This window comes from Croceibacterium sp. TMG7-5b_MA50, from assembly GCF_039830145.1.
Lineage (GTDB): Bacteria > Pseudomonadota > Alphaproteobacteria > Sphingomonadales > Sphingomonadaceae > Croceibacterium.
Window position 1 is genome coordinate 709,900 of sequence record NZ_CP156082.1, and the last position, 12,591, is coordinate 722,490.

General features: G+C 67.3%; 15 protein-coding genes and 1 tRNA gene. 11 read left to right on the forward strand and 5 right to left on the reverse strand.

What is annotated here, in order from left to right:
• Window positions 1–9 precede the first annotated feature (9 nt).
• The 6 genes from V5740_RS03510 to V5740_RS03535 are packed head-to-tail and all read left to right on the forward strand — an operon-like array spanning window position 10 to window position 5,268.
• Entirely contained in the window at window positions 10–1,131 is a 1,122-nt protein-coding gene (locus V5740_RS03510) for an NAD(P) transhydrogenase subunit alpha (protein WP_347303701.1), read from the forward strand.
• A gap of 6 nt (window positions 1,132–1,137) precedes the next feature.
• On the forward strand, window positions 1,138–1,446 hold the full coding sequence (locus tag V5740_RS03515; RefSeq protein WP_347303702.1) for an NAD(P) transhydrogenase subunit alpha: 309 nt from the start codon (window positions 1,138–1,140) through the stop codon (window positions 1,444–1,446).
• Window positions 1,446–2,915, forward strand: a complete 1,470-nt coding sequence (locus V5740_RS03520) for an NAD(P)(+) transhydrogenase (Re/Si-specific) subunit beta (RefSeq protein WP_347304433.1) — start codon at window positions 1,446–1,448, stop codon at window positions 2,913–2,915. Before V5740_RS03515 ends, V5740_RS03520 begins: the two co-directional genes overlap by 1 nt.
• Window positions 2,912–3,268, forward strand: a complete 357-nt coding sequence (locus tag V5740_RS03525) for a hypothetical protein (RefSeq protein ID WP_347303703.1) — start codon at window positions 2,912–2,914, stop codon at window positions 3,266–3,268. The genes V5740_RS03520 and V5740_RS03525 overlap by 4 nt, the downstream gene beginning before the upstream one ends.
• Before the next feature lie 48 nt (window positions 3,269–3,316).
• On the forward strand, window positions 3,317–4,036 hold the full coding sequence (locus V5740_RS03530) for an amino acid racemase (protein ID WP_347303704.1): 720 nt from the start codon (window positions 3,317–3,319) through the stop codon (window positions 4,034–4,036).
• Between the two features lie 59 nt (window positions 4,037–4,095).
• Complete coding sequence (locus V5740_RS03535; protein WP_347303705.1) at window positions 4,096–5,268, forward strand: deoxyguanosinetriphosphate triphosphohydrolase; 1,173 nt, start codon at window positions 4,096–4,098, stop codon at window positions 5,266–5,268.
• 16 nt (window positions 5,269–5,284) lie between these two features.
• On the opposite strand, the gene V5740_RS03540 is transcribed toward V5740_RS03535, so the two are convergent.
• Complete coding sequence (locus V5740_RS03540; protein WP_347303706.1) at window positions 5,285–5,410, reverse strand: entericidin A/B family lipoprotein; 126 nt, start codon at window positions 5,408–5,410, stop codon at window positions 5,285–5,287.
• A gap of 41 nt (window positions 5,411–5,451) precedes the next feature.
• Window positions 5,452–6,366 carry a DMT family transporter gene (locus V5740_RS03545; RefSeq protein ID WP_347303707.1) on the reverse strand — a complete coding sequence of 305 codons (915 nt, stop codon included), beginning with the start codon at window positions 6,364–6,366 and terminating at the stop codon, window positions 5,452–5,454.
• A 284-nt stretch (window positions 6,367–6,650) separates the two neighbouring features.
• Here V5740_RS03545 and V5740_RS03550 point away from each other — a divergent pair, with 284 nt between their 5' ends.
• Window positions 6,651–7,514 (forward strand): OmpA family protein, encoded by an 864-nt coding sequence (locus V5740_RS03550; protein WP_347303708.1) that lies wholly within the window; start codon window positions 6,651–6,653, stop codon window positions 7,512–7,514.
• A gap of 36 nt (window positions 7,515–7,550) precedes the next feature.
• On the opposite strand, the gene V5740_RS03555 is transcribed toward V5740_RS03550, so the two are convergent.
• The 3 genes from V5740_RS03555 to aroA are packed head-to-tail and all read right to left on the reverse strand — an operon-like array spanning window position 7,551 to window position 9,786.
• A complete protein-coding gene (locus V5740_RS03555; protein WP_347303709.1) occupies window positions 7,551–8,171 on the reverse strand; it encodes a (d)CMP kinase in 621 nt (206 codons plus the stop codon).
• Window positions 8,168–8,443: a hypothetical protein gene (locus V5740_RS03560; protein WP_347303710.1), complete on the reverse strand. Its 276-nt coding sequence runs from the start codon at window positions 8,441–8,443 to the stop codon at window positions 8,168–8,170. Before V5740_RS03560 ends, V5740_RS03555 begins: the two co-directional genes overlap by 4 nt.
• Window positions 8,440–9,786 (reverse strand): 3-phosphoshikimate 1-carboxyvinyltransferase, encoded by a 1,347-nt coding sequence (gene aroA / locus V5740_RS03565; RefSeq protein WP_347303711.1) that lies wholly within the window; start codon window positions 9,784–9,786, stop codon window positions 8,440–8,442. Before aroA ends, V5740_RS03560 begins: the two co-directional genes overlap by 4 nt.
• Window positions 9,787–9,956: 170 nt before the next feature.
• Here aroA and V5740_RS03570 point away from each other — a divergent pair, with 170 nt between their 5' ends.
• The 4 genes from V5740_RS03570 (at window position 9,957) to rpsP (ending at window position 12,576) form a co-directional block, all read left to right on the forward strand.
• Window positions 9,957–10,280: an FYDLN acid domain-containing protein gene (locus tag V5740_RS03570; protein ID WP_347303712.1), complete on the forward strand. Its 324-nt coding sequence runs from the start codon at window positions 9,957–9,959 to the stop codon at window positions 10,278–10,280.
• 103 nt (window positions 10,281–10,383) lie between these two features.
• Window positions 10,384–10,459, forward strand: a tRNA-Ala gene (locus V5740_RS03575).
• A gap of 141 nt (window positions 10,460–10,600) precedes the next feature.
• Window positions 10,601–12,076 carry a signal recognition particle protein gene (ffh, locus tag V5740_RS03580; protein WP_347303713.1) on the forward strand — a complete coding sequence of 492 codons (1,476 nt, stop codon included), beginning with the start codon at window positions 10,601–10,603 and terminating at the stop codon, window positions 12,074–12,076.
• A gap of 32 nt (window positions 12,077–12,108) precedes the next feature.
• The gene (gene rpsP, locus V5740_RS03585; RefSeq protein WP_347303714.1) at window positions 12,109–12,576 is read left to right on the forward strand and encodes a 30S ribosomal protein S16; all 468 of its coding nucleotides are present in this window, start codon (window positions 12,109–12,111) and stop codon (window positions 12,574–12,576) included.
• Window positions 12,577–12,591: the final 15 nt, after the last annotated feature.

The window sequence follows — 12,591 nt, forward strand, 5'->3', positions numbered from 1 at the left end:
CTGGTCCCGGTGCGTATCGCCATTCTGGCCGAACAGGCGGCTGGAGAGACACGGGTCGCCGCCACGCCGGAGACTGTTCGCAAGTTCGTCGCCCTTGGCACCGAAGTCGCGGTGGAGCGTGGCGCCGGAGAGGCGGCCGCGATCTCCGACGCCGACTACGAGGCTGCCGGCGCCGTCCTGGGCCTCGCGGCCGAGGTAGTGGCGGGGGCGAACATAGTGCTCGGCATCCAGGCGCCCGACCCGGCATCGCTGGCGTCGGCAGCGCCTGGGGCGCAGGTCGCCGCCCTGTTCGATCCCTTAACCCGGCCGGACCGCGTCGCTGGCTATGCCGCCGCGGGGCTGGAGGCGTGGAGCATGGAGCTAATGCCTCGGATCACCCGGGCGCAGAGCATGGACGTGCTGTCCAGCCAGTCCAACCTCGCCGGCTACAAGGCGGTGCTCGCCGCAGCCAACCAGTATGGCCGCGCGTTCCCCATGATGATGACCGCCGCCGGCACCGTATCGGCGGCGCGCGTTTTCGTGATGGGCGTGGGCGTCGCCGGGCTGCAGGCCATCGCCACCGCGCGGCGGTTGGGCGCGCAGGTCAGCGCGACCGATGTGCGCAGCGCCACCAGGGAGCAGATCCAGTCGCTCGGCGCGAAGCCGGTCTTCGTCGAGAATGTCGCCGGGATCGAGGGCGAGGGCAGCGGCGGTTATGCCAGCGAGATGAGCGAAGAGTACCAGCGCGCGCAGGCGGAACTGGTGAGCGGCCATCTGGCCAAGCAGGACATCGTCATCACCACCGCGCTGATCCCCGGCCGCGCCGCGCCGCGCCTGATCAGCGATGCGCAGATCGCCACCATGCGGCGGGGCAGCGTGATCTATGACCTGGCGGTGGCGCAGGGCGGCAACGTGGAAGGTTCCGTCGCGGATCAGGTGGTGGAGCGGCACGGGGTGACGATCATGGGTTACAGCAACACGCCGGCATTGCTGCCGGCGGATGCCAGCGCCCTGTTCGCGCGCAACCTGTTCAACTTCCTGTCCGCCTTCTGGGACAAGGAGCAGGGCCGCCCGGTGCTGGACGAGGAGATCGGCAGCGCCGTCCGCCTGACGCAGAACGGGGCGATCGTGCACGAACGGTTGAAAGGCTGAAGCGCCATGGACTTCATCTCCATCCTGTCGATCTTCGTGCTGGCCTGCTTCGTTGGCTATTACGTGGTGTGGTCCGTCACCCCGGCGCTGCATACGCCGCTGATGGCGGTCACCAATGCGATCAGTTCCGTCATCATCGTCGGCGCGCTGGTCGCATCGGCGGAGGCGGGCAGCGCAGGCGCCAAGTGGCTGGGCCTGGGCGCCGTGGTGCTGGCCAGCGTCAACATCTTCGGCGGCTTTGCCGTGACGGAACGGATGCTGGCGATGTACAAGAAGAAGGATCGGCCTGCCGCGCCGAAGAGTGAGCGGCCATGATGCTGGCGCCCGATACGACCACCAATCTGGGTGTGGCTGCCGATGCGGCGCACGCCGTCAATCCGTGGGTCGCGTTGGCCTATCTGGTGGCTGGTGTCCTGTTCATCCTGGCGTTGCGTGGCCTGAGCAGCCCGGCGACCAGCCGGCGGGGCAACCGCTTCGGTATGGCGGGCATGGCCATCGCGATTGTCACCACGCTGGTCACGCATGACATCGCCAGCCTCCCCGAGATCCTGGCAGCGATCGCGATCGGCGGCGCGATCGGCTTCGTCATTGCGCGGCGCATTGCGATGACGGCGATGCCGCAGCTGGTCGCCGCGTTCCACAGTCTAGTCGGCATGGCCGCGGTGCTGGTGGCGGCGGCTGCGTTCCTCAATCCCGGCGCGTTCGACATTCTGGGACTGGACGGCAACATCATGCCCGTCAGCCGGTTGGAGATGATGCTGGGCGCGGCGATCGGCGCGATCACCTTCTCGGGATCGGTCATCGCGTTCCTCAAGCTGAACGGCAATATGGGCGGGTCGCCGATCCTGTTGCCTGGTCGGCACCTGATCAACCTGGGCACGCTGGGTGCGATCCTGCTGCTGACCGCCATGTTCACGCATTCGCCGGTGGGCGGGCCGGGGGAGAACCCGCTGTTCTGGGTGGTGGTGGCGCTCGCCTTTGCCATCGGGTTTCTGTTGATCATCCCGATCGGCGGCGCGGACATGCCCGTGGTGGTGTCGATGCTGAACTCCTATTCCGGGTGGGCAGCGGCGGCGATGGGCTTCACGCTCCACAACACGGCGATGATCGTCACCGGGGCGCTGGTGGGATCGTCGGGCGCAATCCTAAGCTACATCATGTGCCGGGCCATGAACCGCAGCTTCCTGTCGGTCATCGCCGGCGGCTTCGGCGCGGCGGCGGCGAGCGGCGGCGGCGCGGCCAAGGAGCAGCGCCCCTACAAGCAGGGCAGCGCGGACGATGCCGCCTTCATGCTGAAGCAGGCCGAAAGCGTCATCATCATTCCCGGCTACGGCATGGCGGTGGCGCAGGCGCAGCATGCCTTGCGCGAGATGGGCGACCTGCTGAAGGAGGAAGGCGTCACTGTCAGGTACGCCATCCACCCTGTCGCCGGTCGGATGCCCGGGCACATGAACGTGCTGCTGGCAGAAGCGAACGTGCCGTATGACGACGTGTTCGAGCTGGAGGACATCAACAGCGAATTCGCGCAGGCCGACGTCGCCTTCATCATCGGCGCGAACGACGTGGTTAACCCGGCGGCGAAGACGGACAAGGGCAGCCCGATCTACGGCATGCCGGTGTTCGACGTGGACAAGGCCAAGACGGTCATGTTCATCAAGCGGTCTATGGGCGGCGTCGGTTATGCCGGGGTCGACAACGACGTCTTCTACATGGACCAGACCATGATGCTTCTCGCCGATGCGAAGAAGATGGTCGAGGAGATCAACAAAGCCATCGCGGCATGATCCGCGGGGTAAGATTGATCGCCGCCGCCGTGATGCTGCTGGCGGTCGGCGGGTGTGTGCAGGCGATTGCCGAAAGCCGGGTCCAGACCGCCCTGCGCAATGCCGGCCTGTCGGAACGCAACGCCGGCTGCATGGCCGAACGGATGGTGGATCGCCTGACGATCGACCAGTTGCGCCGGCTGGAGGCGTTGCGACCGCAGCCGGGCGAGCCTGACCGGCCGACCACTCTGGCCGAATATGTCGAACGGGTGCGCCGCGTCGGCGATGCCGAGGTGGTGGCGGTCACCGCCAGTTCCGCTGCATTGTGTGCAACCGGGCTGGCGTGGCTGGACGCTCGGCCCACCGTTTCCTAGAACTCCGCTTGCCGGGATCGGGCCGGCGGGGTTGGCGAAGGAGGCGGCGTGCGCAAGCTGGGGTTGATCGGCGGGATGAGCTGGGTTTCCACCCGGACCTATTACGAACATATCAACCGGATCGTGCAGCAGCGGCAGGGCCGCCGGTCCAGCGCGCCGCTGCTGATCGACAGTCTCGATTTCGCTCAGCTCTACGCCCTGCGGACGGAGGATGACTGGCAACGCGCGACGGAGATCCTGTCCGCCAGTGCCCGCCGCTTGGAAGCCGCCGGGGCCGAGGCGCTGATCATCGGCGCCAATTCGATGCACCGGGTATACGATGAGGTCAGCAAGGCGGTCGCGATCCCCATCCTGCACATCGCCGACTGTGTAGGCGCGCAGATGCAGGCCGACGGTGTGCGTTCCGCCGCATTGCTGGGCACCCGCAACGTCATGGTGGAAGGATTTTACCGCCGTCGTCTGGTGGCGCGCGGCGTCGACCTCACCCCGCCGGACATGAGCAATGTCGAGCAGCTCGATTCCATCATCTACGAGGAGCTGATGGTCGGCCGGGTGACCCGCAATGCCGAGCGTGCGCTGAAGACGATGATCACGATCATCCAGCAGAACGGGGTGGAGGCGGTGGTGCTGGCCTGCACGGAACTGGAGATGGTGGTCGACACCGACGCCAACGTGCTGCCGATCTACGACAGCGCCCGCATCCATTCGCAGGCTGCGGCCGACTGGATCCTGGCGGACGTGCCAGCGGTGGAAAACGCCGCCGCATAGGCCGGTGTTCGCCACCTGTTCACGGTGACAGCATTCCGCCACCGCTTTAGCCACGGGCGATGGTCCCCGGCTCCTTCCGCGCGCCTTACGCCGCCGATCCCACCCGAACCCGCGGCCGTGAACATCCGACCGCCGGGGACGGGGTGCGCGGACCGCGCAGCGCATTCCAGCGCGACCGTGACCGGATCATCCATTCCATCGCGTTTCGCCGGCTGGCGGGGAAGACGCAGGTCTTCGTCGCGCCGGACGGAGACCACTACCGCGTCCGCCTGACCCACAGCCTGGAGGTCGCGCAGATCGGCCGCACGCTGGCCCGCGCGCTGCAGCTGGACGAGGATCTGACGGAGGCGCTGTGCCTCGCCCACGATATCGGCCACCCGCCCTTCGGCCATTCGGGGGAGGACGCGCTTAACGCGGCATTGGCCGAGCATGGCGGGTTCGATCACAACGAGCATTGCCTGCGCACGCTGATGCGGCTCGACAGTCCATATTGCGATGTGCCGGGCCTCAATCTCAGCTGGGAGGTGCTGGAAGGCCTCGCCAAGCATAACGGGCCGGTCACTCGGCCGGGCTGGGCCCTGGCGGAACTGGACGCCGCATTTCCCCTGCGCCTGGGCGAACATGCCAGCCTGGAGGCGCAGGTCGCCTCCCTGGCTGACGACATCGCCTACGACAATCACGACATCGACGACGGGCTGCGCGGGGGGTTCCTGCATCTGGACGATCTGCTGACCTTGCCGGAGCTGGCGGATCAGTGGCGTGATGTGGAGCGCCGCCACCCCTGTAGCAATCGGCAGGCGCAATTGCGCGAGCTGGTGCGCACGCAGATCGGCCTGATGGTCAACGACCTGATCGCCACCACCCGTGCGCGGATCGCCACGTTGAAATCGGTCGACGAGGTGCGGGCCGCCGGTGCGCCGCTCGCCACGTTCTCCCCGGCGATGGCCGAGTACGAGCGGCGGCTGAAGCAGTTCATGTACCAGCGGCTCTATTTCCATCCGGAGCAGAAGGCGACGGCCGCCCGCGCCCGCGACGTGGTGGCGCGCCTGTTTGCCGCCTACCGTGCCGATCCTGCGCTGATGGGGGAGAGCTGGCGGGCGACGCTGCCGGAGGCGGAGCCGGCGAGGGGGCGCCATATCGCCGACTATATTGCGGGCATGACAGACCGGTTCGCGATCCAGCAGTTCCGTCGCGCCACTGGCGAGCAGCCGGACGGCCTCACCAACGTATGACGCGCGGGCCGGGCGATCAGATCGCCCTGTCGGCCGCCTCCCCGACGCTTTCGATATCGCGGCCAAGGCCCTTCACCGTGTTGCAGCCACTCACCATCAGCATGGCGAGGAGGCAAGCGGCGAGGGTGAAGGTGCGGGTCATGGCAGGTCCTTGTTGATGAGGCTCGCCTGATATCAGCGCAGTCATGCATCTTCCAGCGGCGTCGGCGCTCGTCGCGGGCGGGAAAGGCGATGCTCCCGCCAGGCGATAAGGATGCCGGCCCCCGCGACCAGCGGCGCGCCAAACCAGGTGCTGCCCGGCGGCAGCATGCCGAACAGCGCCCAGCCATACAGCGTCGCCCAGAACAGCGCCGAATAGTCCATCACGATCACGCTGGAGAGCGAGCCGAACCGCAGCGCCGCGGTCAGCAGCAACTGCCCGGCCATGCCGATGATGCCGATCCCGACGATGAGCAGCCATTGCGTCGCGTCATGCGGGGTGGCGAAGAAGGGTAGCCCAAGGGCGGTCAGCGGCGTGGAGAAGGCGGCGAAGTAGAACACGATCGCCAGCGGCTTGTCCGTGCGGTTGAGGTCGGCGATCTGGATGGAGATCAGCGCCACCATAAATGCAGCACCCAGCGCCACCAGCGCGCCATAGAGCGGAAAATGGCTGCCGCCGGGCTGCGCTATGATGACGACTCCCGCAAACCCGGCCAGCACCGCGAACCAGCGCCAGATGCCCACCTGTTCCTTCAGCAGCACGATGGACAGCAGCACGGCGAAGATCGGCGCGGTGAAGCTGAAGGTCGTCGCCTCTGCCAAGGGCAGCAGGATCACCGCACCAAAGTTCAGCGACATGCCGATCGTGCCGTAGAATGCGCGCATGAACTGGGTTCCGGGACGCTGCGTCTTGAGCGGAGCCAGGCTGCGGCTCGTCAGCAATACCCAGCCGAGCAGCAGCGGCACGGTGATGATCTGCCGCCAGAACATGATCTCCACCAGATGCACGCCGCTTTGCGAGGCGAGCTTGATGAGGGCCGACATCGTGGCCAGCGCGGCGACGGCGCCGAGGCGGATCAGCAGGGCGAGGAGCGGCCGACTGGCCGGTGCGGCTTGCATGCGGTCGCCATAGGTGTGCACTGCAGCATGGCGCAAGTCACGCAGGCCAACACCTGAAACGGGACGTGCGCCGAGCAGCAAAGAACATCCATTCGCCGTACCCATCGGGCAGGTTGCCGGAGCGAATGAGGTGAATCCGACCTGTTCATAAAGGGGACAGGAAACCCTGAACAACACCCGCGGTGTTGTCGCGCCCTCTCTCTCGGGAGAAAGGCGGGCGCGCAGGCATTGTGACGCTGCACCGCGCGTGCAGACTATAGGGAGACACGTTGATGCATTCTATCATGAAGGGTTCGGCAGGCATTGCCCTGCTGTCGATGCTGGCGACGCCGATGGGCGCCGTATCGGCGCAGCAGGCGGCGACCGGCACCGACGTGACCGCCACGGTGTATGGCACCCCGCCTGCCGACCTGTCGGAGTTCGAGGAAGGTCCCGAGGTCAAGGGCATGATCTCCGCCCGCAGCGACAACCGCCTGCAGATCACGGCGGAAGACGGCACGAGCCAGACCGTGGCGATCAGCGAAGGGACGCAGATCACCGGCACGGGCGGCTTCCTCGGCCTGGGTCGTGACCGGCTGGCGAGCGATGCGCTGCTGAACGGGCTGCCCGTCACTGTCCGTACGGTGCAGTGGGGCGGCGGGTTGGTGGCCAGCCGGATCACGTTGCGCAACACGGACCTGCGCACCGCATCCATGATCCGCACCGGCACCGCGCAGGGTTTTGCCGAGCAGACCGCCGCGACGGAGGCACTGCGCGGGCGTCTGGCCGATATCGACAAGTACAACATCAAGGGTACGACCAACGTCTACTTCGACACGGGCCAGGCGACTTTGTCCCCGCAGGCGCGGACGGAGCTGTGCTATGCCGCGCAGCAGGCAGAAGCGATGGACAATGCCTTGCTGCTGGTCGTCGGCTACACCGACGATGTCGGCGACGAGGAATACAACCAGACGTTGAGCGAACGGCGTGCGGGCCGGGTGGTCAATTACCTGCAGCAGCAGTGCAAGTGGGCGCCGTGGCGCATGCTGACGCCTACCGGCATGGCGGAAGCGGACCCGCTGGCCGACAACACCACCGAAGAAGGCAAGGCGCAGAACCGCCGTGTCGCGGTGAACATCCTCGTCAGCAAGAGCGTGGACGGGATGTAGTGTCCGGGTGGAGCGGGCTGCGGCCCGCTCCCCGTTTCAGCCGGCGGTCCCGTCGACCACGGCGATCGCGGCGCTGATTGCTGCCGCGCGATCCAGCATGGACGTATCCAGCACATATGCATCGGGCGCTGGCATCAATGGAGCTGCTGTCCGGTTGCGATCGCGTTCGTCGCGGCGGCGCAGATCGTCCTCGATCTCCGCCAGGGTAGGAGCTTCCCCACGGGCATGCATCTCGTGCCAGCGGCGTTGCGCCCTGGCCTCCACACTGGCGGTGACGAACAGCTTGGGTGCGGCTTCCGGCGCGATGACGGTGCCGATATCGCGCCCATCCAGCACGGCGCCACCCGGCTGGAGCGCAAAGGCGCGCTGCCGGTCATACAGCGCCTGCCGGACAGCCGGATGGACGGAGACCCGGCTGGCGAGACCGCCGGTCGCCTCTGTCCGCAACCGTTCTTCCAGCAGCAGGTCGTCGGGGAAGGAGGTGGCGGCAAGCGCGGTCGTCGGATCGTCCGGATCACCGCCGATCACGGCGCATTGCCATCCGACCGCGCGATAGAGCAGGCCAGTATCGAGGTGCGGCAGGCCGTAATGCGCGGCCAACGCCTTGGAGATCGTGCCCTTGCCACTGGCAGTGGGTCCATCGACGGCAATGATCATGGTTCCATCCTCACCTTGCGGCGCTGACTTGCACGGGTGCGGAGCGCCGCGACCAGGCTGACTGCGGCGATGAGTGCCCAGGCGGTCTCCAGCACAAAGGCTGCGAGATTGAAGTTGACCCACAAGGAGGTCAGCAGCAGCGCTGCACCCACCAGGTTGATGCTGTTGAACAGCACCTTGTCGATCACCTGCACCATGTTCGCATAGGCGAAGGCGGCGATGAACAAGGCGCTGCCGACGAGGCCGATGATATCGGCCGCCAGAGGCGTCATGCCTGCCCGGTCGCGCTGTCGAGCAGCGCGCGGAAGGTGGGGAAGCTGGTGGCTATCGGGCCGGTATCGTCCACCTCCACGCCACCCTGGCTGACCAGCCCGGCGACCGCCATGCTCATGGCGATGCGGTGGTCCAGCTTCGTTGCGACGGCATGGGGCGTGCCCGGCAACGGGTCGCCCCCGGTGCCATGGATGGTGAGGCCGTCCGGCTGTTCGGTGATGCGGGCCCCGGCCGCGGTCAGCGCGGCGGCCATGGTGGACAGGCGATCGGATTCCTTCACCCGCAACTCCTCCAGCCCGGTGGTCACGGTCATGCCGTGCGCCAGCGAGGCGGCGACGAACAGGACCGGGAATTCGTCGATCATCGCCGGGGCCAGTGCGGGATCGACCTCGACCCCGGTCAATGGCGAGTGGCGCGCATGCAGGTCGGCGACCGGCTCGCCGCCCACCTCTCGCGGGTTCAGTTCCGTGATGCTGCCGCCCATCTGGCGCAGCACGGTGAACAGCGCGGCGCGCGTGGGGTTCAGGCCGACATTCTCGATCACCAGGTCGCTGCCCGGCACCAGCAGGGCGGCAACAGCGAAGAAGGCGGCGGAGGACGGATCACCGGGGACGGTGATCGTCTGCGGCCTGAGGCTCGCCTCCCCCCGCAGGTGAATGTGACGTTCGCCGCCATGCTCCTCCACCGTCAGGTCCGCGCCGAAGCCGCGCAGCATGCGTTCGGAATGGTCGCGGGTGGGTACGGGCTCGATCACCGTCGTGATGCCGGCGGTGTTGAGGCCGGCGAGCAGCACCGCGCTCTTCACCTGGGCGGAGGCGACCGGCAGGCGATAGGTGATCGGCACCGCCGGGCTGAGTCCGCGGATCATCAGCGGCAGCGTGCCGCCCGGCGAGGGGCTGATGTCAGCGCCCATCTGGCTCAACGGCTCGATCACCCGGCCCATCGGCCGGCGCGACAGGCTGGCATCGCCGGTGAAGGTCGCCGTGATCGGGTGGCTGGCGACCAGTCCCATCAGCAACCGGGTGGACGTGCCCGAATTGCCCATGTCGAGCGCGCCCGCGGGCTGCAGCAGCGTGCCGACGCCGGTGCCGTGGATCGACCATGTGCCGTCATCCTGCCGCTCCACACTGGCACCCATCGCCCGCATGGCGGCAGCGGTGGCGAGCACGTCTTCCCCTTCCAGCAGGCCGGTCACGCGCGTCTCGCCCACCGCGAGCGCGCCCAGCATGATGGACCGGTGGCTGATCGACTTGTCGCCGGGCACGCGGATGCGACCTCTCAGCGGGCCTGCGGGGAGGAAGCGGTGCGGAGTGGGGGAGGCGTGCAGGGTAATGGCCTTCATGCTGGCGCGGCGGGATCGGGCGGCTTTTGACAGCGGGGGTGCCCTGTGGCAAGGCGCCGCCCCACGCGATCGCGAGCGGTTGCCAGGCCTTGAAGTCCAGGCGCGTCGCATCCATCAATTTGCATAGCAGACATGCCGCCGGGTTGCCGGGGGCTGACAAGGGAAACGCAATGGTCAAGCCTGAATGGGGAACCAAGCGCACCTGCCCGCAGACGGGCGAGCGCTTCTACGATCTCGGCAACGACAATCCGGTCACCAGCCCCAACGGGTTCCAGTGGTATCCGGAGCCGGTGCTGAAGAGCAAGCAGCCGATCCCCTACGAGGAGGTCGCCAAGAAGCCCGTGCCCGAGAACCAGGACAACGACTTGGCCGAGGATGACGATCTGGGCGACATCGACGAGGACGAGGATTCCCCGGACAACGACGTCGATCTGGGCGGTGACGACGACCTGGGTGTCGCCGGCTCTTCCGACGAGGATGACGAAGACAATTGATTTTGCCTCTTGCGCGCCGGGAAGACTGCCCATAAAGGGCGCTCCTCCCCGGCCGCAGGGCCGGGCCGCCGCACCCTCCCAGGGATGCGGTGCTGAAATGGACGGGGCCTTAGCTCAGCTGGGAGAGCGCTACAATGGCATTGTAGAGGTCAGCGGTTCGATCCCGCTAGGCTCCACCATTTCCTTGATTACCGACCATCGCAGGCGTTTGCAGGTGATGGTCAACCAGTTTCAGGCTGCACGCTGGCTGACGAGGTTTCGTCCGCCGGCGTTTTCGGCGTTTGGCCCGGGTTCGGGTCGCTTGCGAGTGAGGTGAGGCCATGTTCGACACGCTGTCCGATCGCCTGAATGGCGTTTTCGACCGCCTGCGCGGGCGTGGTGCGCTGAACGAGACCGACGTGCGCGAGGCCATGCGCGAGGTGCGCGTCGCGCTGCTGGAGGCGGACGTCGCCCTGCCGGTGGCGCGCGACTTCATCGCCCGCGTGACGGAAAAGGCCGTCGGCCAGCAGGTGCTGAAGTCGGTCACGCCCGGCCAGCAGGTGGTCAAGATCGTCAATGACGAGCTGGTCGCGATGCTGGGCGGGGATGGTGATGCCGAGGCGGCGCCGCTCAACCTGGATGTGCGCCCGCCGGCCGTGGTAATGATGGTCGGCCTGCAGGGCTCCGGCAAGACGACCAGCACCGCCAAAATCGCGCGCCTGCTGCGCACCAAGCAGGGTAAGAAGGTCATGATGGCCTCGCTGGACGTCAATCGTCCGGCCGCGCAGGAACAGCTGAAGGTGCTGGGCGAGCAGGCGGAGGTCGGCACGCTGCCGATCGTGCCGGGTCAGCAGCCGGTCGACATCGCTCGCCGCGCGCTGGAAAGCGCCAAGCTGCAGGCGGTGGACGTGTTGCTGCTCGACACCGCTGGGCGCCTGCACGTTGATGAAGCCCTTATGGCGGAGATGAAGGCGGTCGCTGCCGTCTCCGCGCCGACTGAGGTGCTGCTGGTCGTCGATGCGCTGACCGGGCAGGACGCGGTCAACGTCGCACAGAGCTTCAGTGGCGAGGTGCCGCTGACCGGTGTGGTACTGACCCGGATGGACGGCGATGCGCGCGGTGGTGCGGCGCTGTCGATGCGGGCGGTCACCGGCAAGCCGATCAAGTTCGCCGGCACGGGCGAGAAGCTCGACGCGCTTGAGCCGTTCCATCCCGGCCGCGTCGCTGGCCGCATCCTGGGCATGGGCGACGTCGTCAGCCTGGTGGAGCGTGCCGCGCAGGTCGTGGAGGCGGAGGACGCCGAGAAGCTGGCCAAGCGGATGATGCAGGGGCAGTTCGACATGAACGACCTGCGCCAGCAGCTCAGCCAGATGCAGAAGATGGGCGGCCTCGGCATGCTCGCCGGCATGATGCCGGGCATGAAGAAGGCCAAGCAGGCGATGGCCGCCAGCGGCATGGACGACAAGGTGCTGCTGCACATGGACGCGATCATCGGATCGATGACCGCGGCGGAGCGCGGCAAGCCCGAACTGCTGAACGCCAAGCGCAAGAAGCGCGTGGCCGCTGGCAGCGGCACATCCGTGCAGGACGTCAACAAGCTGCTGAAGATGCACCAGGAAATGGGCCGCGCCATGAAGCAGATCAAGAAGATGGGCGGGCTGAAGGGCCTGGGCGCCATGTTCGGCGGCGGCGGCGGCATGGGGGGTGCCGGCGGCCTGGGCGGACTGGGTGGACCGGGCGGCAAGGGTGGTCTGCCGGGGCTTGGCGCCGGTGGCCAATTGCCGCCGGACCTGATGAACCTGTTGAAGAAGAACTGATTTAAGCGAATTTTCCGGAAAGGTAGAATACAATGGCAATCTCGATCCGTCTGTCGCGTGGTGGTGCGAAGAAGCGTCCTTACTATCGCATCGTGGTGGCGGACGTCCGCAGCCCGCGTGACGGCAAGTACCTGGAGCAGATCGGCACCTACAACCCGCTGCTGCCCAAGGATTCGGCCGACCGCGTGAAGATCGACGAGGATCGCGCGCGGTACTGGGTCGGCGTCGGCGCACAGCCGACCGACCGCGTGGCCCGGTTCCTGGATCAGGCCGGCGTGAAGGAGCGTGCGGCGCGCAACAACCCCAAGAAGGCGGAGCCGGGCGACAAGGCCAAGGAGCGCGCCGAGGAGCGTGCCGCCAAGGCCGCCGAGGCCGAGGAAGCCAAGAAGGCCGCTGAGGAAGAGACCAGCAGCCAGGAGCCGGCCGAGGGCAGCGAAGCGCCCGCCACGGGTGATGACGCCGCGGTCGGCGCCAGCAGCGAAGAACCGGCCGAAGGCTGAAGGTGATGACCCCTC

Bases quoted from the DNA above. Each gene is read 5' to 3' on its own strand.
- V5740_RS03515 (WP_347303702.1), top strand. From the start codon at position 1,138: ATGGACTTCATCTCCATCCTGTCGATCTTCGTGCTGGCCTGCTTCGTT.
- V5740_RS03545 (WP_347303707.1), bottom strand. From the start codon at position 6,366: ATGCAAGCCGCACCGGCCAGTCGGCCGCTCCTCGCCCTGCTGATCCGC.
- V5740_RS03550 (WP_347303708.1), top strand. From the start codon at position 6,651: ATGAAGGGTTCGGCAGGCATTGCCCTGCTGTCGATGCTGGCGACGCCG.
- ffh (WP_347303713.1), top strand. From the start codon at position 10,601: ATGTTCGACACGCTGTCCGATCGCCTGAATGGCGTTTTCGACCGCCTG.
- rpsP (WP_347303714.1), top strand. From the start codon at position 12,109: ATGGCAATCTCGATCCGTCTGTCGCGTGGTGGTGCGAAGAAGCGTCCT.
- V5740_RS03520 (WP_347304433.1), top strand. From the start codon at position 1,446: ATGCTGGCGCCCGATACGACCACCAATCTGGGTGTGGCTGCCGATGCG.
- aroA (WP_347303711.1), bottom strand. From the start codon at position 9,786: ATGAAGGCCATTACCCTGCACGCCTCCCCCACTCCGCACCGCTTCCTC.
- V5740_RS03535 (WP_347303705.1), top strand. From the start codon at position 4,096: ATGGTCCCCGGCTCCTTCCGCGCGCCTTACGCCGCCGATCCCACCCGA.
- V5740_RS03540 (WP_347303706.1), bottom strand. From the start codon at position 5,410: ATGACCCGCACCTTCACCCTCGCCGCTTGCCTCCTCGCCATGCTGATG.
- V5740_RS03570 (WP_347303712.1), top strand. From the start codon at position 9,957: ATGGTCAAGCCTGAATGGGGAACCAAGCGCACCTGCCCGCAGACGGGC.
- V5740_RS03525 (WP_347303703.1), top strand. From the start codon at position 2,912: ATGATCCGCGGGGTAAGATTGATCGCCGCCGCCGTGATGCTGCTGGCG.
- V5740_RS03560 (WP_347303710.1), bottom strand. From the start codon at position 8,443: ATGACGCCTCTGGCGGCCGATATCATCGGCCTCGTCGGCAGCGCCTTG.
- V5740_RS03555 (WP_347303709.1), bottom strand. From the start codon at position 8,171: ATGATCATTGCCGTCGATGGACCCACTGCCAGTGGCAAGGGCACGATC.